The organism is Pseudomonas sp. NFIX49 (genome assembly GCF_900115915.1).
GTDB lineage: Bacteria > Pseudomonadota > Gammaproteobacteria > Pseudomonadales > Pseudomonadaceae > Aquipseudomonas > Aquipseudomonas pharyngis.
Window position 1 is genome coordinate 298603 of the sequence record NZ_FOYE01000006.1, and the last position, 20758, is coordinate 319360.

Here is a 20758-nt window from a genome sequence, read left to right on the forward strand (position 1 = left end):
CGCCAGAAAGTTCCGCGCCTATTCAACGCCGCCCGGCAGAGCCCGAACATTCGCTATCGCTACGCGCAGTTGCTCACACCCTCGATGCCGTTGGCCGGGGCGATGCGATGACCGTGGTAGCCTAAGGTTCGTTGCCTTCCGACCCAGCAAGCGACTGCTATCCCCTGCAGTCACTCGACAGGTGGGTCTGGCGGTGCTGGATCAACGTCAGGCCTCGCCCGCCACGCTGGCGTTCATTCAACTGGCAACTCGGCTGGATTACCGTTGAGCGGCGCGGGTGCCATTGGCCATCTATCATGGGCTCAGACCTTGGGCTTTGCGCGCACGCTTCTCCTGCAATCAAGAGCCCCACTCCATCGCGACAGGATGCGCCCATGCCACTGACCGTCAGGCCCCGCCGCAAGCGCAGCACCCGGATTATCGTGACATTGCTGTGTGGCCTGCTGCCGATCGTACTCGGCAGCGTCATTCTCTATATGCAGGCTGAACGCGCCCTCCAGCAGAGTTCGCAACACACCGCCGATGAAGCCTTGCGACAGTTCGAACTGATGCTCGACAACACTGCCCAGGCCGCCCGCGAACTGTTGCCTTTGGCCGGCCAGACCTGCGAAACCGTCAAACTGGCCTTGCGCGAACAAGTCACCCGTCGCCCGTTCGTGCGCTCGACCAATCTGGTATGGGACGACAATCTCTATTGCAGTTCGCTGTTCGGCGATTTCAAGGAAGCCGTGAATCCGGGCGACTACGCACAGGGCAAGTTGTGGCTCATGAACGGCAACCCGGTGACGCCCGACACCGCGCTGCTGGTGTATCGCCTGAGCGAGGGCCGCGGTGGCGCGCTGACCACGCTGGACGGCTACCACCTGAGCAACATTCTGCGCCTGATCGGCCGGCATACATTGTTGTTGCTGCAAGTCGGCAACAACTGGCTCTCCGCCGACGGCAAAGTGCATCAAGGCGTCCTGCCTGCATTGCCGGTTGCACAAAGTACCTTGCACTCATCGCACTATGCGTTCACGGTCACCGCCGCGTTTGCGGAAGGCGAGACCTGGCGCTACATGAAAGATGAATATCCGCCGCTGTTCAGCCTGCTGATTTTCTTTGGTGCGGTGTCCGGGGCCATCGGCTACATCGTGCAGAAGCGCTCCACGTCGCCAAGCCACGAAATGCTTCGGGCACTGGAGGCGGGAGAATTCATTCCCTACTTCCAACCGGTGGTGCACGGCGACAGCAAACGCTGGTCAGGTGCGGAAGTGCTGATGCGCTGGAACCATCCCAAGGAAGGGCTGGTGCGTCCGGACCTGTTCATACCCTTTGCCGAACATTCCGGGCTGATCGTGCCAATGACCCGCGCTTTGATGCAGCAAACGGCTGTCATCCTGGGGCCGCAGTCACCGACCTTCAAAGCGCCTTTCCACATTGGCATCAACATCACCGCCAGCCACTGCCACGATCTGGAACTGGTGGAGGATTGCCGTGAATTTTTGTCAGCTTTCCATCCCGGCAGCATCAGCCTGGTCCTGGAGCTGACCGAACGCGAGCTGATCGAACCATCCGACATCACCCAACAACTGTTCGCAGAGTTGCGTGCGATGGGGGTGAAGATCGCGATTGACGACTTTGGCACCGGCCATTCAAGCCTCGGCTACTTGAGAACCTTCAATGTCGACTTCCTCAAGATCGACCAGACATTCGTGGCCATGATCGATAAGGATGCCCTTTCCCGGCACATTCTGGACACCATCATCGAGCTTTCCACCAAGCTGGATCTGGGCATCGTGGCCGAAGGTGTGGAAACGCAAGCCCAATGTGATTATCTGGCCGCCCACCATGTCAACTTTCTGCAGGGCTACCTTTTCGGCAAGCCCATGCCGGCGGCCGACTTCATCGAAGCATTAACTCATCATTAACTTGTCTGGATAAATCCTGTCACGCCGACAGCCCGCACCAAATTGATACAAAACAGCGTTGTTGTTACATGAAGAAAAAGTCAGGATTTACTCTTGTCGCATTAACTACTACAATTTTTCTTACCTGTTGCAAGATGGGCAGGTGAGCCATTATCACCGAGTCGCTTCAAGGCTCTTGGCTTATAGCTTTGTTTGCGGTTGGTATCAGCCAAACACACTATTGGAGTAAAGATATTGTCCAGACTCGCTGAATTTCGTGCAGCTGAAAAGGCCCTTCAGGAACAGCTCAAGCAGCTGGAGTCGCTGAAGAATGATGCCGGGCTCAAGAAAGAAATCGAATTCGAAGAAAAGCTCCAGGGGCTGATGAAAACCTACGGCAAAGGCCTGAAAGACATCATCGCCATTCTCGATCCGAACCCGGCGAAATCCGGTCTGCAACTGACCGCCGCACCTAAAACCCGCCGCGCTCGAGTGGTCAAGGTCTATCAGAACCCGCACACTGGCGAACTGATCGAGACCAAGGGTGGCAACCATCGCGGCTTGAAAGCCTGGAAGGAAAAATACGGTGCAGCTACCGTTGATTCCTGGTTGCGCGGTTAATCTCTCGCAAACATGAAAGCCCTGCATATGCAGGGCTTTTTTTTGGACAATATTTAACAAATGAAACGATTTTTCTGGCGGGAAAGTTGTTTCTCAAACCGCTCCCGCACTGAAACTATGCTTCGGAATGTTGCCCCCAGCACCCAAGATTAACTTTATGTTTAATCAATTCAGGTATCTAACACCACGCCGACCACGAACAGACGACTAAAATTTCAAGCTGTTTCGCGCAGCCACTATGTCGTCGCCGCTGGCTTTATAAACCTCCGCCTGCCCGGCATACGAAAGTACGTACGCTTTATCTGCCTCGACCGCTGCAACCAATGTTTGCGACAACACATGGCGACCGTTTTCAGTCACCGTACAAGTGGTCTCAAGCGCTGTCAGCGAACCGAGCGTACTCGGATGAACCCTGTTGCAGACACTCTGATAACCGCTCTGGAAAAAGTCTTTCTGCACCGACTTGCGCATCTCCAGTAACACGCCCTGCAAGTTGACCTGGTGGCCACTTTCCACACGGGTCATCGTCAACTCCATCACCATCACCTGATTGCCATCGGCGTCAGTCTTCACTGCGCGCTGACGCGAGACCTCAGGCGAGGTTTCGGGCAGCGCCTCGACCTCCCAGCCGGCGGGCCAAGTGATGCTCGGCGCTTCGGCAAAGGCCGGCAGAGCAAGCAGGGAAAAACCCAGGAAAACGAACAGCGATTTGAACGGTCGGATCATTACCAGAGGCACTCGCGGATTGAGCCGTAAAGTCTGAGGCTCGCCCGCTCACAGGGCAAGCCCGCGCTTTCGGTTTGGCGATGCTGCCAGGCATGCGTATCATTGCGCCCATTCACTCGCCCCAATTTGTTACGGAGGGCTCATGAGCCTGCAAGAACTGAACACCTTCCCCGGCGTCACCGCCACCCCGGACAGCGCAACCCGCAACTTCGTGTTCAACCACACCATGCTGCGCGTCAAAGACATCACCAAGTCGCTGGATTTCTACACCCGCGTACTGGGTTTCTCGCTGGTAGAGAAGCGTGATTTCCCGGAAGCGGAATTCAGCCTGTACTTCCTCGCCCTGGTCGACAAATCGCAGATCCCGGCTGACGCCGCTGCCCGCACCGAGTGGATGAAGTCGATTCCCGGCATTCTGGAACTGACCCACAACCATGGCACCGAGAACGAAGCAGAGTTCGCCTACCACAACGGCAACACCGACCCACGTGGTTTCGGCCACATCTGCATTTCGGTACCGGACATCGTCGCTGCCTGCGCGCGCTTTGAAGAACTGGGCTGCGACTTCCAGAAGCGCCTGACCGATGGCCGCATGAAGAGCCTGGCGTTCATCAAGGATCCGGATGGCTACTGGGTCGAGATCATTCAGCCGGCACCGCTGTAAAGCTGAAACGGGGTAGAAAGCACCCCACAAAGAAAAAACCCCATCATCGCTGATGGGGTTTTTTCTGTTTCAGGCCCGGGATTTACGCCGGAGCCGAAGTGCGGATCAAGTGATCAAAAGCGCTGAGAGAAGCCTTGGCACCCTCGCCCACCGCAATCACGATTTGCTTGTACGGCACGGTGGTCACGTCACCGGCGGCGAAGATACCGGGGATCGAGGTTTCACCGCGATTGTCGACGATGATCTCGCCGCGCGGCGACAGCTCGATGGTGCCTTTGAGCCAATCGGTGTTGGGCAGCAGACCGATCTGCACGAAGATCCCTTCCAGCTCGACCGTGCGCGACTCGTCAGTATTGCGATCCTTGTAGCGCAGACCGTTGACCTTCTGGCCATCGCCGGTGACTTCAGTGGTCAGCGCACTGGTGATCACGGTGACGTTCGGCAGGCTGTGCAGCTTGCGTTGCAATACGGCGTCGGCGCGCAGCTGAACGTCGAACTCCAGCAGGGTCACGTGGGAGACGATACCGGCCAGGTCGATGGCCGCTTCGACGCCGGAGTTACCGCCGCCAATCACCGCCACACGCTTGCCTTTGAACAGCGGACCGTCACAGTGCGGGCAGTACGCCACGCCTTTGTTGCGGTATTCCTGCTCGCCCGGCACGTTCATTTCACGCCACCGTGCACCGGTCGCCAGAATCACGCTCTTGGCCTTGAGGGTCGCGCCGCTGGCAAAGCGGACTTCATGCAGCTCGCCATTCTTGCCGGGGATCAGCTTGTCGGCGCGTTGCAGGTTCATGATGTCGACGTCGTACTGCTTGACGTGTTCTTCCAGCGCGGTCGCCAGTTTCGGGCCTTCGGTTTCCTGCACGGAAATGAAGTTCTCGATGGCCATGGTGTCCAGCACCTGACCGCCGAAGCGCTCGGCTGCAACACCGGTGCGAATGCCTTTACGTGCGGCGTAGATCGCCGCCGAAGCACCCGCCGGGCCACCGCCGACTACCAGCACATCAAAAGACTCTTTGGCGCTGATTTTCTCGGCCTGACGCACGATGGCGCCGGTGTCGAGTTTGGCGAGGATTTCTTCCTGGCCCATGCGGCCCTGACCAAAGTTTTCGCCGTTCAGGTAAATGCTCGGCACAGCCATGATCTTGCGATCGTTGACTTCGTCCTGGAACAGCGCACCGTCGATGGCGACGTGGCGGATGTTCGGGTTCAGCACGGCCATCAGGTTCAGTGCCTGAACGACGTCCGGGCAGTTCTGGCAGGACAGCGAAAAATAAGTCTCGAAGTTGAACTCGCCCTTGAGCGAGCGGATCTGTTCGATCACTTCGACACTGGCCTTCGAAGGGTGGCCGCCGACTTGCAGCAGGGCCAGCACCAGCGAAGTGAATTCATGGCCCATCGGAATGCCGGCGAAACGCAGGCTGATGTCGGCACCGGGGCGGTTGATCGAGAACGACGGCTTGCGTGCATCGTCGCCGCTGTCGATCAAGGTAATTTGGTGCGAAAGACTGGCAACATCTTTCAGCAGGTCGAGCATTTCACGGGATTTCGCACCGTCGTCGAGTGAGGCAACGATCTCGATCGGCTGGGTGACCCGTTCCAGGTACGATTTCAACTGGGCTTTAAGATTGGCGTCCAACATACGGGCGATCTCCTGACTTTATTTGAGGCGAAAAAAAGCCCGAGCGAATCTCGCCCGGGCTTTTCTATTGGGCGGTGCAGCTTACTTGAGTAGGTGCGGAATCCCGCCCTGCATTGCGTTTGTCACAGACTTAGATCTTGCCGACCAGGTCCAGGGACGGAGCCAGAGTGGCCTCGCCTTCTTTCCACTTGGCCGGGCAAACTTCGCCTGGGTGAGCAGCGACGTACTGAGCAGCCTTGATTTTGCGCAGCAGCTCGGAAGCGTCACGGCCAACGCCGCCATCGTTCAGTTCAACGATTTTGATCTGGCCTTCAGGGTTGATCACGAAGGTGCCACGGTCAGCCAGACCTGCTTCTTCGATCAGCACGTCGAAGTTGCGGGAGATGACCTGAGTCGGGTCGCCGATCATGGTGTACTGGATTTTGCCGATGGCTGGCGAAGTGTTGTGCCAGGCAGCGTGAGCAAAGTGGGTGTCGGTCGAAACGCTGTAGATCTCTACGCCCAGCTTTTGGAAGGCGGCGTAGTTGTCAGCCAGGTCTTCGAGTTCGGTTGGGCAAACGAAAGTGAAGTCGGCCGGGTAGAAGAACACTACGGACCATTTGCCTTTCAGGTCAGCGTCCGAGACTTGTACGAAGTCGCCGTTTTTGAACGCGGTAGCTTTGAACGGTTTTACTTGGCTGTTGATGATAGGCATTGATGACTCTCCGTCAGGGTTGTGAATTCGATGGGTGAATCCTACCCAGTCACTCGACGGATGGCTCATTGGCAAACCTGATGCTGCTGATTTGTTTTCGCTATTAGCTGAGGATATTAATAGAAGAAAACGATATCTACGGCGACAGCGGCTTATCCGTAATCCGGGCCATCCCGTGAAAGGGGCTCGCTTCAACATAGCGCATGGCGGACTTCATATCCTTCCAGCCCACGTAACTCATCAACGACTTGAGGTCCCAGCCGCTTTGATGGGCCCACGTTGCGAAGCCGCGACGCAGGGAATGGCTGGTGTAGCGCTCGGCAGAGATTCCCGCGCGCTCCAGAGCCTGGCGCAACAAAGGGATCACACTGTTGGCGTGCAAGCCCTCTTCGCTCAGATTGCCCCACCGGTCGACGGCGCGAAACACCGGGCCCCGCACCAGCGCCGCTTCGGTGATCCATTCGATATAAGCCTGCACCGGGCACAACTTCAGCAGCGCCGGGGCCTGATAGGTCTGCCCGAGGTTTTCCCGATCGCCCTTGCTACGCGGCAGGTACAGGGTGATGCCGCTGCCGGCGTGCGCCTGCACGTGCTCGATCTGCACCCGACACAGCTCATCGCTGCGAAAGCCACGCCAGAAGCCCAGCAGGATCAACGCGCGGTCGCGGCAGGCTCGGAGCAGCACCGGCCGGTCCTGTTGTTCCCGGGCGTCTTTCATTTCCTGCTCAAGCCAGGCGACGGTCTGCTCAAGATCGCGCAGCTGGAGTGGCTCGGCCTGTTTTTCCTGCGCGGGATGCAGGGCGCGAATGCCCTTGAACACTTTGCGCACCACCGGCGACTTGGTGGGATCGGCGAAGCCCTGACTGTTATGCCACTGCGCCAACGCCGACAGACGCAACTTCAGCGTGTTGACCGACAGCACGCCGGCATGCGCCACCAGATACCGCGCGATGCTGTCCGCTGTCGCCGGCAGAAACCCTCCCCACGCAGATTCGAAGTGCTCGATGGCTGCGCGATAACTGCGGCGAGTGTTGTCACGGGTGGCGGCTTGCAGATAGCGATCGATATCGCTCATGGGCTGATTTTCTCGTGGCGTACTGGAGGTTTGTGCGGAAACCGATTTTACGGGTTTCACATGGGGTAATACCAGTATATCCCGTCCGTTTATCAGCGCTTGTTTCACTTTATTTTCAACATGGCACACTGCGTACTTTAGTGGCATGTACCACAGTACGAAATGGTAGGAGCAGATATGGCCCGTGGCGGCGTTAATAAAGCAGTGGTCCAGATCGCGCGCGCAGCGATCCTCGCCCGTGGCGAACACCCCAGCATCGACGCAGTACGAATCGAACTTGGTAATACGGGTTCAAAAACCACGATTCATCGCTATCTGAAAGAGCTGGATGACGGCAGCGAACCGGCTGATCCTTCGGCAGAACCCATCGATGACGAGCTGCTGGCACTCGTTACGCGCCTTGCCCAACGCCTGAAAGAACAGGCACAGGAACCGATTGACCAGGCGCGCGAGCAGTACGAGCAACAGCGTCAGGCACTGGAGGACGAACTGAATCAGCTTCGTCAGGATCATGTGCAACTGGAGAAGAAGCACGACATTCAGACTGCCGCGCTGGCCAAGGAATCCGAAGCGCTGAGCGATACCCGCTCGATGTTGCAGACCGAACAGACCCGCAATGCCGGACTGAATCAGGCACTGGCAGACTTTGAATTGCGCCTGCAGGACAAGGACGAGCAGATCCGCTCGCTGGAAGAGAAGCACCTGCACGCCCGCGATGCGCTTGAGCACTACCGCAACGCCATCAAGGAACAGCGTGAGCAGGAGCAAAGCCGTCACGAAACTCAGGTTCAGCAGTTGCAGATGGAGTTGCGCCAGGCGCAGCAAAGCGCACTGGTACGCCAGGACGAGATCACTCAGTTGCACCGCGACAACGAACGTCTGCTGACCGAGAATCGCGGCACCGTACGCGAATTGAGCCTGATGCAGGATCAGCTCAAACAAAGCAATCAGCGTCAGGATCAACTGCTGGAGCAAGCGTCACGCGTCGACAGCGAACGCACCCTCCTCCAGGAACGCCTGCGCGTGGCTCTGCTGGAAAGCCAGACGCTCAAGCAGAACGTCGACGAGCAGTCGCAGCTCAATCAGTCATTGGAGAAGGAGTTGACCAAGGTTCAAGCCAGCTTGCGCCTGGCCACTGCCGTTGCGGCAGCGCCAGACGCAGCAGAACCGAAAAAGACTTAAGCGCCGACCGGCGTACGCATGGTGACAAACTCTTCGGCCGCCGTCGGGTGTACCCCGATGGTGTCGTCGAAGTCACGCTTGGTGGCGCCAGCCTTCAACGCGATCGCCAGACCCTGCACGATCTCGCCGGCATCCGGCCCGACCATGTGACAGCCCAGCACCTTGTCGGTTTTGCCATCGACTACCAGCTTCATCAGCGTGCGCTCCTGACTGTCAGTCAGGGTCAGCTTCATTGGCCGGAAGCGGCTTTCGTAGATCACGACGTCGTGACCCGCTTCCCGCGCTTCTTCTTCGGTCAGGCCGACAGTGCCGATGTTCGGCAGACTGAACACTGCCGTCGGGATCATCTTGTAATCCACCGGACGGTATTGCTCAGGCTTGAACAGACGCCGCGCCACCGCCATGCCTTCAGCCAGCGCCACCGGCGTCAATTGCACACGGCCGATGACATCGCCCAGCGCCAGAATCGACGGCTCGGTAGTTTGATATTGCTCGTCGACTTTGATGAAGCCTTTGTCGTCGAGCTGCACATCAGTGTTCTCCAGCCCCAGGTTGTCCAGCATCGGACGTCGGCCGGTGGCGTAGAACACGCAATCCGCTTCCAGTACGCGACCATCCTTCAGGATCGCCTTCAGGCTGCCATCCGGCTGCTTGTCGATGCGCGCAATGTCGGCATTGAATTGCAGATCCATACCGCGCTTGGTCAGCTCTTCTTTCAAATGGTTACGCACTGAACCGTCGAAACCGCGCAGGAACAGATCCCCGCGATACAGCAATGTCGTGTTGGCGCCCAGCCCATGGAAAATCCCGGCAAATTCGACGGCGATGTAGCCGCCGCCGACGACCAGCACGCGCTTGGGCAGTTCTTTGAGGAAGAACGCCTGGTTTGAGCTGATCGCATGTTCATGCCCAGGAATTTCGGGGATCTGCGGCCAGCCACCGGTGGCGATCAGAATATTCTTCGCAGTGTATCGCTCGCCATTGACCTCGACTTCGTGCGGGCCGACGATCTTCGCGTGGGCTTCATGCAGCGTCACGCCGCTGTTGACCAGCAGATTGCGATAAATGCCGTTCAGGCGATTGATCTCGCGATCCTTGTTGGCGATCAGCGTGGCCCAATCGAAATCCGCCTCGCCCAGGCTCCAGCCAAAACCCGAGGACTGTTCGAAGTCTTCGGCGAAATGCGCGCCATACACCAACAGTTTTTTCGGTACGCAACCGACGTTGACGCAGGTGCCGCCCAGATAACGGCTCTCGGCCACCGCCACTTTCGCACCGAACCCGGCAGCAAAACGCGCAGCCCGCACACCGCCGGAACCGGCACCAATCACATAAAGGTCAAAATCGTAGGCCATTTCTATCTCCTCGGCAGGCGATCAGCATACCCGCCGTCGTCCGTTGGGCAAGCACTCCTGCCGATATAGGGGCGGAAAATGAAAAAGCCACCCGAAGGTGGCTTTTTCGTACAGGCAGATCAGGCGCTATCAGTAAGCCTTGCCAGTCTTGTAGAAGTTTTCGAAGCAGAAGTTGGTTGCTTCGATATAGCCTTCAGCACCACCGCAGTCGAAGCGCTTGCCTTTGAACTTGTAAGCCATCACGCAGCCGTTCTGGGCTTGTTTCATCAGGGCGTCGGTGATCTGGATTTCACCGCCCTTGCCTGGCTCGGTCTGTTCGATCAGGTCGAAGATGTCCGGAGTCAGAATGTAACGACCAATGATCGCCAGGTTCGACGGTGCGTCTTCCGGCTTTGGCTTCTCGACCATGCTGTGTACGCGGTAGATGTCGTCGCGGATCATTTCGCCAGCGATCACGCCGTACTTGCTGGTTTCTTGCGGATCGACTTCCTGAATGGCGATGATCGAGCAGCGGAACTGCTTGTACAGCTTGACCATCTGGGTCAGTACGCCGTCACCGTCGAGGTTGACGCACAGGTCGTCCGCCAGCACTACGGCGAACGGTTCGTCGCCGATCAATGGGCGACCGGTCAGGATCGCGTGACCCAGGCCTTTCATTTCGGTCTGGCGGGTGTAGGAGAACGAGCACTCGTCCAGCAGCTTGCGGATACCGACCAGGTATTTTTCCTTGTCGGTGCCCTTGATCTGGTTTTCCAGCTCGTAGCTGATGTCGAAGTGGTCTTCCAGGGCGCGCTTGCCACGGCCGGTCACGATGGAAATTTCGTTCAGGCCAGCATCCAGAGCTTCTTCGACGCCGTACTGGATCAGTGGCTTGTTTACCACCGGCAGCATTTCTTTGGGCATGGCCTTCGTCGCTGGGAGGAAGCGAGTACCGTAACCGGCTGCTGGGAACAAGCATTTCTTGATCATATAAGTCCTTGAAAGGGCTGTGTGTACGAGTTTCGGCGCAGTCTAATCAGGCGGCGCGCACCTTACAATGCCCCGCACTGGCTAACCGATGTCAACATAGAGAAATAATCTGGCGGATAGTTCAATCCGCTCACAGAGGCTGCGCATTCAGCTTAGCCCAAAGATCTCGGAACGCCGCATCGACCTGCGCCCGTTCGCCCATTTACCGTTATCATGGCGCCTTTGAACCAGCCAACGAGGCCGCTAGATGTCCGCAGCAAAAATCATCAACGGGTACACCGTCGCCAAGGCTAAAGATGGCCAGTGGCATATCACTGCCACCAACGGCGAAGACGTGTCCGGCCCGTTGCCCACAGAGGCGATGGCGATTGAAGTCGCCGCGGTGCTCGATTACACGCCCGCAGCTCCGAAACGTCGCGGCAAGGAACAGGACTGATCGGTAACGACGAAGGCCGGCCCTGCCATTGCGCAGGGCTTTTTTTTGGCTGCGCGAAAAGAAGTGGCCAATCGCTATAACCTTTTCCTGCCGGCGCTGTCATAGCGTCTAGCCCCTCCTCCTCGAAGACGACATTGCCATGACCAACCGTTCCCTCATCAGTTTCCTGCCGCTGATTGCACTCGCCGCCCTGACCGGCTGCGCCACTTCACAGACCACTTACCTGAACAATGGCGAACAAGGGTTGAGCATCGATTGCTCCGGCGAGGCCAATTCCTGGGCCACCTGCTATGAAAAGGCTGACGCGTCCTGCGCCGGCACCGGTTATCGCATCGTCGGAACTGACGGCACACCGGCGCCCAAGGAAGACGACAAGACGCTGGGCGTCGACGTCGGCAACTACAAAACCCGCAGCGTGGTAGTGGTCTGCAAATAGCCTTACATGTGAATTTCGGCGAATTTGATCCCCAGCCCGCGCACGACCTCGATCAGGTCGTCGAGCCGGTTGAATGATTCGACTTCGTCGTTATCGTCGACCAGGAAGTAACTGCGCCCGGCGCTTTTCTTGAAAAACACGATCCACTCCCCCGGATTTGCCGGGTTCTGGATCACATGGGTAGCCGCAATAAGCCCTTCCTTGTGTCGCTCCCGCACCTGCTCTCTCTTCATTCACCGCTCCGGAAATGACAATGCCGCCACAGCAACGCTGTGACGGCATCAATGCTGACTGCTGACAGTCTATCAGCCGGAAATACAGGCCGTGGCGGCTTTGCGTACATCCCATGGACGCAGCGGCACGTTGGACATCCGCTCGTGCAGCTTGATGCTGCTGCCACCGGAGCGATCCTCGATGTCAAACACCGCCGCCGGCCCCGATCCCAGCTTGCCCGGCACAATGACCCGAACCTCGTCCTTGTTCCGCTCTACCTGCAGGGCACCGCGGCTGCTGGACAGCTTTTCGGCCAGGCATTCCGCATATTCATGGGGCTTCTTGCCGGAAATGACGTTCATGGTCGGCAGTGTTTCATTGATTTCCGAAACACTTGCGCAACCACCCATTGCCAATGCCAACGGCAGAATCACCACACCCCACTTCATACAAAACCTCCAATAAAGACCCTCCGACAGCATGAATGCCGTTTTTCTCCGAGGCTCACTGCATTTAACCCACATCGAATCGTGAATTCTGTTTTTAATTGTCAAAGCGCTGCCCGACGGCCGGATAATAACCTGTCCGGGCTGATAAACTGCGCCAATCGACAATGCTATCGTTTTGATTTTGTAGAAAAAGCCCTTCTGGAGGCGCCCATGAAATTCATTCACCAGCGCGAGCACCTCAACGAAGACGACATCGTCGTCATTCAATGCTCGCAAACCTGCAACATCCGCTTGATGAACGACGCCAACTTCCGCAGCTTCAAAAATGGCGGGCGCCACACCTATCACGGCGGCGCCTTTGACACGTTTCCAGCCCGCATCACCGCACCCAGCACCGGTTTCTGGAACATCACCATCGACACCGTCAGCCGCCGGGCAATCAGCGTGACCCGCAAGCCGACCCTGACGCATTCGATCAAGATCATCCGCCGCTCCAGCTCCAAACTCAGCTGAGCGGTTCCGCCAACGCAGACAGGTAAGCATCAACGTGGCCCAAACGACCAAATACGTAATCAAGTACAAACTCAACGGTGAACGCCGCTTCGAGTTCGCCCAACTGGAAAACGGCACGCCGGAAGAAGCCAAGGCAGCACTGAATGCCCTGCACGGCCAGAGCGACGATGTGATCAGCGACATCAGCGTCAGCAAAGCCCTGTAAGCCCCGGATGACAATTTGACCGCAAGCGGCGGAGTGTTCCGGCCGGGTGGACGGCCCAGACTGATACCTGAATGCAAGCCAAGGAATCAGCATGTCATCCTCACCCGCCTCACCCGCCTCACCCGCCTCACCCGCCTCCCCGCTCGTTGCGCTCGACTGGATCGCCCTGGAGCGGCAACTGGATCAGGACGGTTGCGCCCTCATCCGCACGCTGCTGCGTCCGGAGACCTGCGATCGATTGAGTGCGCTTTACCCACAAAGCGAACCGTTCCGGTCCCAGGTGATCATGGCCCACCACGGTTTCGGACGCGGGGAATACAAATACCTGCGCTATCCGCTTCCATCCGTGGTGGAACGCCTGCGCAGCGCGCTTTACCCGCGACTCGTGCCTCTGGCCAACCGCTGGCAGGAGCGAATGGGGCTGCTGGAGCGTTTTCCAGCGCAACACAGCGAATTTCTCGAGCGCTGCCACGCCGCCGGTCAACTGCGACCTACCCCGCTCTTGCTGCAATACGGCCCACAGGACTACAACTGTCTGCATCAGGATCTGTACGGCGAACATGTGTTTCCGCTGCAAGTGGCGATTCTTCTGTCAGAACCTGGCGAAGATTTCACCGGCGGTGAATTTGTCCTGACGGAACAACGTCCGAGAATGCAATCACGCCCTCTGGTGATGGACCTGAGAAAAGGCGACGCGCTGATCTTTGCCGTCAACCAGCGCCCGGTCAAAGGCGTGCGCGGCGACTATCGGGTGACCATGCGCCACGGTGTCAGCCGACTGCACAGCGGAAAACGGCATACTCTGGGCATCATCTTCCACGACGCGACCTGACGATCATGCAAACCACCTTCGATCTGTTCGCCGACACAGAATCCGAGCAGCCTCGGCGCGCCGAACAGATCGGCGAGCAATCCTGGGTGTTGCGCGGCTTTGCATTGCCGCGAATCGAGCAGTTGTTGCCGGCCCTGGAATCGATCATAGCCTGCGCTCCGTTGCGCCACATGATGACGCCCGGGGGCTTCAGCATGTCGGTGGCCACCAGCAGTTGCGGTGCACTGGGCTGGATCACCGATCGCAGCGGTTACCGCTATTCATCCGAAGATCCAGTGAGCCATCGACCCTGGCCGGCAATGCCCGAGGTGTTTCGTGAATTGGCACAGGCGGCGGCGAAAGGCGCCGGATTTTCCGACTTCATGCCGGATTCCTGCCTGATCAATCGTTATGTCCCAGGCGCGAAGATGTCGTTGCATCAGGACAAAGACGAAAATGCCTACGAAGCGCCGATCGTTTCGCTGTCATTGGGCTTGCCCGCGACGTTCCTGTTCGGCGGTTTCACGCGTGGCGACAGGAGCCAGAAAATCCCGCTACTGCACGGCGACATGGTGATCTGGGGCGGCGTCGACCGGCTGCGCTTTCACGGCATCCTGCCAATCAAGCCCGGCCGACACCCGCGCCTGGGAGATCAACGCTTCAACCTCACGTTTCGCGTCGCCGGATAATCCTGCAAAGTTTGACCGCAAGGCTCGGAGTGTTCCGGCCGGTGGCACTGGTTAACCTGAAATTCAACAGGTCAACGGACTCTCCATCATGAAAACGCTTACCACCTCGCTGAACACTGAAGACGATCCACGCTGGGCCGCAGTCGTGGCACGCGACGCTCGGGCGGACGGCCAGTTCGTCTATGCCGTGAAAACCACCGGCATCTATTGCCGCCCCAGCAGCCTGGCGCGCTTGCCGAAACCGCAGAACGTCGAGTTTTTCGACACCGCCGAGGATGCCGAGGCAGCGGGCTATCGTCCCAGCAAACGGGCGAGCAAGGATCAGACCGAAGTCGCCGCGCAACATGCTGCGACCGTCGCGGCAGCCTGTCGCCAGATCGAAGCGTCGGACAGCCTGCCGGCGCTCAACGATCTCGCCGAGACTGCCGGCCTGAGCGCCTTTCATTTTCATCGCGTGTTCAAAGCAGCAACGGGCCTGACGCCCAAAGGCTATGCCGCCGCGCATCGCTCGCGTCGGGTTCGTCAGCGTCTGGCGGACGGCGGCTCGGTGACCGACGCGTTGTATGACGCCGGTTTCAATTCCAACAGCCGTTTCTACGAGGCGGCCGATCAGGTGCTGGGCATGAAACCCGGCGACTTCCGGGCTGCCGGCCAGAACAACGACATCCGCTTCGCCGTCGGCCAATGCTCGCTCGGGGCTATTCTGGTGGCACAGAGTGAGCGCGGGATTTGCGCGATTCTGCTGGGGGACGATCCGCACCAATTGGTGTGCGACCTGCAGGACCAGTTTCGCCGGGCCAACCTGATCGGTGCCGATGCCGAGTTCGAACAACTGATCGCTCGCGTCGTCGGCTTCATCGAAGCGCCTGCCATCGGCCTCGACTTACCGCTGGATGTGCGCGGCACCGCGTTTCAGGAACGGGTGTGGCAGGCGCTGCGGGAAATACCGGTCGGCAGCACCGCCAGCTACGCGGACATCGCCCTGCGGATCGGCTCGCCAAAAGCCGTGCGCGCTGTGGCCCAGGCTTGCGGCGCCAACAGCCTGGCGGTAGCGATCCCCTGTCATCGCGTTGTGCGCAGTGACGGCAATCTGTCGGGCTACCGCTGGGGCGTGGAGCGCAAGCGCGAATTGCTCGAGCGTGAAGGCAAACCCCGACAGTAATCAGCGATTCACATCAACGACAACTCGCCCCCGGAGTTGCCCCGCCAGCAACTTCGGTGCCGCGTCGATAGCTTCGCCGAGGCCGATTTCATGACTGATCAGTGGCAACAGGGCAAAATCCAGGTCCTTCGCCAGACGATCCCAAGCCTCGATGCGGCGGGCCGTGGGCTGGGTCACGCTGTTGATCCCGGCCAGTGTCACGCCACGCAGAATGAACGGCGCCACCGACGCCGGGAAATCCATGCCCTGAGCCAGACCGCATGCAGCCACGGTGCCTTCGGCCCGAGTGCTGGCGCAGGCATTGGCGAGCGTGTGGCTGCCGACCGAATCGATGACGCCCGCCCAGCGCTCCTTGGCCAGCGGCTTGCCGGGTTCGGACAGGGTGGCGCGATCAATGATTTCGCTGGCACCCAGTTGTTTCAGGTATTCGTGTTCCGACACCCGACCGGTCGAAGCGACCACGCGGTAGCCAAGTTTGCTCAGCAACGCAATCGCAAAACTGCCGACGCCACCGTTGGCGCCGGTCACCAGCACTTCGCCCTGTTGCGCTGTCACACCGTTGCGCTCCAGCGCCATGACGCACAGCATCGCCGTATAACCCGCCGTGCCGATGGCCATGGCTTGCGCGGCGGTGAATGCCTTGGGCAGCGGAATCAGCCAGTCACCGTTCAGTCGCGCCTTCTGCGCGAGTCCGCCCCAGTGGCTTTCGCCGACGCCCCAGCCGTTGAGCAGCACCGCGTCGCCGACCTTGTAGTTCGGGTGCGAGCTGACTTCGACGGTGCCCGCCAGATCGATCCCCGGCACCATCGGAAACTTGCGCACCACCGGGCTGCTGCCGGTGATCGCCAGGCCGTCCTTGAAGTTCAGCGTGCTGTACGCGACGCGAACCGTCACAGCGCCGTCCGGCAGCTGCTCATCACTGATCTCTTGCAGGTTGGCGCGATAACCGCTGTTGTCTTTATCGATCACAATGCCTTTAAACATGACTGCCTCTTACCGGTGAAATTCAGGATGTCGAGGCATTGGAATAGCACATTGCAACATTTTGCCCCACTCGACCTTTAGCCAATCGCGCCCCAACGCCGAGCCAAAGTCGGCTGTTCAAGCTACAAATCTGTGCTGGTCATGGGGTTGGCTTTGCGTTAAAAAACCGGCTGCTACCGTCCCTGCCCTGTTTTGTCGTCGGAGAAGCTATTCCATGAGCCAATGGCCTGATACCCGCATTCTTGACCTGTTCGGCATCGAACTGCCGATCATCCAGGGCCCCATGGCCGGAGCCACTAATTCATCCATGGTTATCGCAACTTGCAACGCCGGTGGCCTCGGTTCGATGCCGGCCGCGATGCTGACCATCGAGCAACTGCGCGAAGAACTGAAAACCATTCGCCAGGGCACGAACAAGCCGTTCAATGTCAACTTCTTCTGCCATCAGCCTCCGGCCGCCGATGAGCAAAAGGCCCGCGACTGGAAAAACCTGCTGGAACCCTACTATCGCGAACTGGGTGTCGATTTCGATGCGCCGACGCCGGTGTCCAACCGCGCGCCCTTCGATGCAGCCGCCTGCGAGGTGCTGGAAGAGTTTCGCCCTGAAGTGGTGAGCTTCCACTTCGGCCTGCCGGAAAAGTCCTTGCTGGATCGGGTCAAGGCCACTGGTGCGAAAATCATCTCTTCGGCAACCACCGTCGACGAAGCGATCTGGCTGGAGCAGAACGGTTGCGACGCGATCATCGCCATGGGTTACGAGGCCGGTGGCCATCGCGGGATGTTTCTCAGCGATGACCTGAGCAGTCAGGTCGGTACGTTTGCCCTGGTGCCGCAAGTGGTCGACGCGGTGAGCGTCCCGGTGATTGCGGCCGGTGCGATTGCCGATGCGCGCGGTGTGGCGGCAGCGTTCATGCTCGGCGCTTCGGCAGTTCAAGTCGGCACGGCGTATCTGTTTACTCCGGAAGCGAAAGTCAGCGCGTCGCACCACAAGGCTTTGCGTACCGCCAAGGAAAGCGAAACGGCGGTGACCAACCTCTTTACCGGACGCCCGGCGCGGGGGATTCTCAATCGGGTGATGCGCGAACTGGGCCCGATGTCGGACAAGCCCCCCGCTTTTCCGCTGGCTGGCGGTGCCTTGATGCCGCTGCGTGCGAAGGGCGAACCAGATTTCAGCAACCTCTGGGCCGGCCAGGCCTTCACACTCGGGAAAGACCTCGGCAGCGCTGAATTGACCCGACAACTGGCTGAAGGCGCACTGGCAAAACTGACGCGATGATGAACTCGATCGGGGGAGGAAACGTGGAGCCCTCACCCGATTTCAAAGGAGTGCTTTCCGTTTGGCGGCATTTCGCTATATATTTCGATATATAGCGCTTCACCTTTTCGCATCGGCGCAGTCTCTCCTTCGATAACGACTGCCCACTGCATTTGCCACCCACGGAGCCGTTACATGATCAATCGTGCCTCACGTTTTGCCCCTGCCCTGCTCGCGGTATTCGCCATCGGCGCGGCGCAGGCCGACGAAGTGCAAGTTGCCGTCGCGGCCAACTTTACCGCACCGATCCAGGCGATTGCCGCCGATTTCGAAAAAGACACCGGGCACAAACTGGTCGCAGCCTATGGCGCTACTGGCCAGTTCTACACCCAGATCAAGAACGGCGCGCCGTTCGAGGTATTCCTCTCGGCCGACGACACCACACCTGAAAAACTCGAGAAAGAAGGCGAAACCGTCAAAGGTTCGCGCTTCACCTACGCCATCGGCACCCTGGCGCTGTGGTCGGCCAAGGAAGGTTACGTCGACGCCAAAGGCGATGTCCTGAAGAAAAACCAATACCAGCACCTGTCCATCGCCAACCCGAAAGCCGCGCCTTACGGTCTGGCCGCCACCCAGGTGCTGGAAAAGCTGAAACTGACCGACGCCACCAAAGCCAAGATCGTCGAAGGCCAGAACATCACCCAGGCCTACCAGTTCGTGTCCACCGGCAACGCCGAGCTGGGCTTCGTCGCCCTGTCGCAGATCTACAAGGATGGCAAGGTCAGCAGCGGTTCGGCGTGGATCGTTCCGGCGAGCATGCACGACCCGATCAAGCAAGACGCGGTGATCCTCAACAAAGGCAAGGACAACGCCGCTGCCAAGGCGCTGGTTGATTACCTCAAAGGCGCGAAAGCCGCTGCGGTCATCAAGTCCTACGGTTATCAACTGTAAATGGCGCTGACGAGTGCCGATTTCGCGGCGATCTGGCTGACCCTGAAACTGGCGTCCCTGACCACCGCGATCTTGCTGGTCGTCGGTACGCCGATTGCCCTGTGGTTGTCGCGCAGCCGTTCCTGGTTGCGCGGTCCCATCGGCGCGATTGTCGCGCTGCCGTTGGTGCTGCCACCGACGGTCATTGGCTTCTATCTGTTGCTGGCGCTCGGCCCCAATGGCTTCATTGGCCATTTCACCCAGTGGCTGGGGCTTGGCACCTTGACCTTCAGCTTCATCGGCCTTGTGATCGGCTCTGTGCTCTATTCCATGCCGTTCGTGGTGCAGCCGTTGCAAAACGCCTTCTCCGCAATCGGTACTCGTCCTCTGGAAGTGGCGGCGACCTTGCGCGCCAATCCCTGGGACACTTTTTTCAGCGTGATTCTGCCCCTGGCTCGCCCCGGCTTCATCACTGCGGCAATCCTCGGCTTCGCCCACACCGTCGGAGAATTCGGTGTGGTGTTGATGATCGGCGGGAATATTCCCGACAAGACCCGGGTGGTTTCCGTACAGATCTACGACCACGTCGAAGCCATGGAGTACGCGCAGGCGCACTGGCTGGCCGGGGCGATGCTGGTGTTTTCGTTTCTGGTATTGCTGGCGCTGTATTCCAGCCGCAAAACCCGCACGGGCTGGAGCTGATCGATGATTGATGCACGCCTGAAACTGGCCTGGTCGGGCTTCAGCCTCGACGTTGATCTGCAGCTGCCCGGTCGCGGCGTGACGGCGCTGTTCGGTCAGTCCGGCTCGGGCAAGACCACGTGCCTGCGCTGCATTGCCGGGCTCGAACGCGCGCCGCAGGCCGTTATCCGCATCAATGACGAGGTCTGGCAGGACAGCGAAAAAGGCATCTTCGTGCCGCCACACAAACGTGCGGTCGGCTATGTGTTTCAAGAAGCCAGCCTGTTTGCGCATCTGTCGGTGCTGGCCAATCTGCAGTTCGGCCTCAAGCGCATTCCCAAGGCGCAGCGCCGGGTCGACATGACCCAAGCCACCGAATTGCTGGGCATCGGCCATTTGCTGGATCGTCACCCTCAGCATCTGTCCGGCGGTGAGCGTCAGCGTGTCGGCATCGCTCGCGCGCTGTTGACCAGCCCCAAATTGCTGCTGATGGATGAGCCTTTGGCGGCCCTCGACAGTCAGCGCAAAAGCGAAATCCTGCCCTACCTGCAACGCCTGCACGACGAACTGGAAATCCCGGTGCTGTATGTCAGCCACGCGCAGGACGAAGTGGCCAGGCTCGCCGATCATCTGGTGCTGCTCAGCGACGGCAAAGCGCTGGCCAGCGGTCCGATTGGCGAAACCCTGGCACGGCTCGACCTGCCCCTGGCCATGGACAACGACGCCGGCGTGATCATCGAAGGCCAGGTCAGCGACTACGATGCCGACTATCAATTGCTCACCCTGCAATTGCCGGACTCGCCTCTGAGCATTCGCGTGACCCACGCGCCGATGACGACGGGCCAGAGATTGCGCTGCAAGGTGCACGCGCGCGACATCAGCCTGACCCTGCAAAACAGCGAGTTCAGCAGCATCCTCAATCGACTGCCGGTTACAGTCGTCAGCGAGCAGCCGGCCGATAACGCCGCCCACGTGCTCATTCGTCTCGATGCAGGGGGCACACCGCTGCTGGCGCGCATCACACGCTACTCGCGGGACCAACTCGGCGTGCATCCGGGCCAGTCATTGTGGGCCCAGATCAAGGCCGTCGCGGTGCTGGCGTAAACCCGCGGGCACGACCGTCATGGCGTGCGGTCAATGGCTTTAACAGCCTGATTTGCCGCGAAGGAAGTCC

Annotated in this window: 24 protein-coding genes and 1 pseudogene; 16 read left to right on the top strand and 9 right to left on the bottom strand. The window is 59.1% G+C overall.

Annotated features, from left to right (window positions below; translation table 11 throughout):
• Positions 1-9: 9 nt before the first annotated feature.
• The 3 genes and pseudogenes from BMZ46_RS29585 to BMZ46_RS19100 form a co-directional block, all read left to right on the top strand.
• Positions 10-268, top strand: a pseudogene (locus BMZ46_RS29585) (LysR family transcriptional regulator); the annotation flags it as partial.
• 106 nt (positions 269-374) lie between these two features.
• The gene (locus BMZ46_RS19095) at positions 375-1910 is read left to right on the top strand and encodes an EAL domain-containing protein (RefSeq protein ID WP_074690479.1); all 1536 of its coding nucleotides are present in this window, start codon (positions 375-377) and stop codon (positions 1908-1910) included.
• A gap of 234 nt (positions 1911-2144) precedes the next feature.
• Positions 2145-2510: a histone-like nucleoid-structuring protein, MvaT/MvaU family gene (locus BMZ46_RS19100; protein ID WP_039768722.1), complete on the top strand. Its 366-nt coding sequence runs from the start codon at positions 2145-2147 to the stop codon at positions 2508-2510.
• A gap of 207 nt (positions 2511-2717) precedes the next feature.
• On the opposite strand, the gene BMZ46_RS19105 is transcribed toward BMZ46_RS19100, so the two are convergent.
• Positions 2718-3236, bottom strand: a complete 519-nt coding sequence (locus BMZ46_RS19105; RefSeq protein WP_039768724.1) for a DUF4946 domain-containing protein — start codon at positions 3234-3236, stop codon at positions 2718-2720.
• A 142-nt stretch (positions 3237-3378) separates the two neighbouring features.
• On the opposite strand from BMZ46_RS19105, the gene gloA reads away from it, so the two are divergent.
• Complete coding sequence (gene gloA, locus BMZ46_RS19110; RefSeq protein WP_074690477.1) at positions 3379-3900, top strand: lactoylglutathione lyase; 522 nt, start codon at positions 3379-3381, stop codon at positions 3898-3900.
• Between the two features lie 82 nt (positions 3901-3982).
• Here the strand turns inward: gloA and ahpF are convergent, their stop codons facing one another.
• The 3 genes from ahpF to BMZ46_RS19125 all read right to left on the bottom strand — a co-directional run bounded on the left by ahpF (position 3983) and on the right by BMZ46_RS19125 (position 7314).
• Positions 3983-5545 (bottom strand): alkyl hydroperoxide reductase subunit F, encoded by a 1563-nt coding sequence (gene ahpF, locus BMZ46_RS19115; RefSeq protein ID WP_074690475.1) that lies wholly within the window; start codon positions 5543-5545, stop codon positions 3983-3985.
• A 130-nt stretch (positions 5546-5675) separates the two neighbouring features.
• Entirely contained in the window at positions 5676-6239 is a 564-nt protein-coding gene (ahpC, locus tag BMZ46_RS19120) for an alkyl hydroperoxide reductase subunit C (RefSeq protein WP_007958941.1), read from the bottom strand.
• Between the two features lie 136 nt (positions 6240-6375).
• Positions 6376-7314, bottom strand: a complete 939-nt coding sequence (locus BMZ46_RS19125) for a site-specific integrase (RefSeq protein ID WP_039768729.1) — start codon at positions 7312-7314, stop codon at positions 6376-6378.
• A gap of 177 nt (positions 7315-7491) precedes the next feature.
• Between BMZ46_RS19125 and BMZ46_RS19130 the strand changes: the two genes are divergently transcribed.
• Positions 7492-8496, top strand: a complete 1005-nt coding sequence (locus BMZ46_RS19130) for a DNA-binding protein (RefSeq protein WP_039768731.1) — start codon at positions 7492-7494, stop codon at positions 8494-8496.
• Here the strand turns inward: BMZ46_RS19130 and gorA are convergent.
• Both gorA and galU read right to left on the bottom strand, forming a co-directional pair.
• Complete coding sequence (gene gorA, locus BMZ46_RS19135) at positions 8493-9851, bottom strand: glutathione-disulfide reductase (protein WP_074690474.1); 1359 nt, start codon at positions 9849-9851, stop codon at positions 8493-8495. The genes BMZ46_RS19130 and gorA overlap by 4 nt on opposite strands.
• A 129-nt stretch (positions 9852-9980) precedes the next feature.
• On the bottom strand, positions 9981-10820 hold the full coding sequence (galU, locus tag BMZ46_RS19140) for a UTP--glucose-1-phosphate uridylyltransferase GalU (RefSeq protein WP_039768735.1): 840 nt from the start codon (positions 10818-10820) through the stop codon (positions 9981-9983).
• Positions 10821-11067: 247 nt separating this feature from the next.
• Here galU and BMZ46_RS19145 point away from each other — a divergent pair, with 247 nt between their 5' ends.
• Both BMZ46_RS19145 and BMZ46_RS19150 read left to right on the top strand, forming a co-directional pair.
• Positions 11068-11256, top strand: coding sequence for a hypothetical protein (locus tag BMZ46_RS19145; protein WP_039768737.1), 189 nt, complete (start codon positions 11068-11070; stop codon positions 11254-11256).
• Between the two features lie 139 nt (positions 11257-11395).
• The gene (locus tag BMZ46_RS19150; RefSeq protein WP_039768738.1) at positions 11396-11692 is read left to right on the top strand and encodes a hypothetical protein; all 297 of its coding nucleotides are present in this window, start codon (positions 11396-11398) and stop codon (positions 11690-11692) included.
• 2 nt (positions 11693-11694) lie between these two features.
• Here the strand turns inward: BMZ46_RS19150 and BMZ46_RS19155 are convergent, their stop codons facing one another.
• The gene (locus BMZ46_RS19155) at positions 11695-11925 is read right to left on the bottom strand and encodes a hypothetical protein (RefSeq protein ID WP_011334337.1); all 231 of its coding nucleotides are present in this window, start codon (positions 11923-11925) and stop codon (positions 11695-11697) included.
• Positions 11926-11997: 72 nt separating this feature from the next.
• Positions 11998-12354, bottom strand: coding sequence for a hypothetical protein (locus tag BMZ46_RS19160; RefSeq protein ID WP_039768742.1), 357 nt, complete (start codon positions 12352-12354; stop codon positions 11998-12000).
• A 210-nt stretch (positions 12355-12564) separates the two neighbouring features.
• Here BMZ46_RS19160 and BMZ46_RS19165 point away from each other — a divergent pair, with 210 nt between their 5' ends.
• From BMZ46_RS19165 to ada, 5 genes are all read left to right on the top strand, one after another.
• Positions 12565-12867 (top strand): DUF1883 domain-containing protein, encoded by a 303-nt coding sequence (locus BMZ46_RS19165; protein WP_039768744.1) that lies wholly within the window; start codon positions 12565-12567, stop codon positions 12865-12867.
• Positions 12868-12901: 34 nt separating this feature from the next.
• Positions 12902-13072 (top strand): hypothetical protein, encoded by a 171-nt coding sequence (locus BMZ46_RS29360; RefSeq protein ID WP_092163880.1) that lies wholly within the window; start codon positions 12902-12904, stop codon positions 13070-13072.
• A gap of 91 nt (positions 13073-13163) precedes the next feature.
• On the top strand, positions 13164-13904 hold the full coding sequence (locus tag BMZ46_RS19175; RefSeq protein ID WP_074690472.1) for a 2OG-Fe(II) oxygenase: 741 nt from the start codon (positions 13164-13166) through the stop codon (positions 13902-13904).
• A gap of 5 nt (positions 13905-13909) precedes the next feature.
• The gene (gene alkB / locus BMZ46_RS19180; RefSeq protein ID WP_074690470.1) at positions 13910-14572 is read left to right on the top strand and encodes a DNA oxidative demethylase AlkB; all 663 of its coding nucleotides are present in this window, start codon (positions 13910-13912) and stop codon (positions 14570-14572) included.
• Positions 14573-14660: 88 nt separating this feature from the next.
• Positions 14661-15734: a bifunctional DNA-binding transcriptional regulator/O6-methylguanine-DNA methyltransferase Ada gene (ada, locus tag BMZ46_RS19185; RefSeq protein WP_039768749.1), complete on the top strand. Its 1074-nt coding sequence runs from the start codon at positions 14661-14663 to the stop codon at positions 15732-15734.
• Here the strand turns inward: ada and BMZ46_RS19190 are convergent, their stop codons facing one another.
• Positions 15735-16718 carry an acrylyl-CoA reductase (NADPH) gene (locus tag BMZ46_RS19190; RefSeq protein WP_074690468.1) on the bottom strand — a complete coding sequence of 328 codons (984 nt, stop codon included), beginning with the start codon at positions 16716-16718 and terminating at the stop codon, positions 15735-15737.
• A gap of 214 nt (positions 16719-16932) precedes the next feature.
• On the opposite strand from BMZ46_RS19190, the gene BMZ46_RS19195 reads away from it, so the two are divergent.
• The 4 genes from BMZ46_RS19195 (at position 16933) to modC (ending at position 20688) form a co-directional block, all read left to right on the top strand.
• On the top strand, positions 16933-17994 hold the full coding sequence (locus BMZ46_RS19195; RefSeq protein WP_074690466.1) for an NAD(P)H-dependent flavin oxidoreductase: 1062 nt from the start codon (positions 16933-16935) through the stop codon (positions 17992-17994).
• Positions 17995-18168: 174 nt separating this feature from the next.
• Positions 18169-18924 (top strand): molybdate ABC transporter substrate-binding protein, encoded by a 756-nt coding sequence (modA, locus tag BMZ46_RS19200; protein ID WP_039768755.1) that lies wholly within the window; start codon positions 18169-18171, stop codon positions 18922-18924.
• Positions 18925-19605, top strand: coding sequence for a molybdate ABC transporter permease subunit (gene modB, locus BMZ46_RS19205; RefSeq protein WP_074690464.1), 681 nt, complete (start codon positions 18925-18927; stop codon positions 19603-19605).
• Between the two features lie 3 nt (positions 19606-19608).
• Complete coding sequence (modC, locus tag BMZ46_RS19210) at positions 19609-20688, top strand: molybdenum ABC transporter ATP-binding protein (RefSeq protein WP_074690462.1); 1080 nt, start codon at positions 19609-19611, stop codon at positions 20686-20688.
• Positions 20689-20758: the final 70 nt, after the last annotated feature.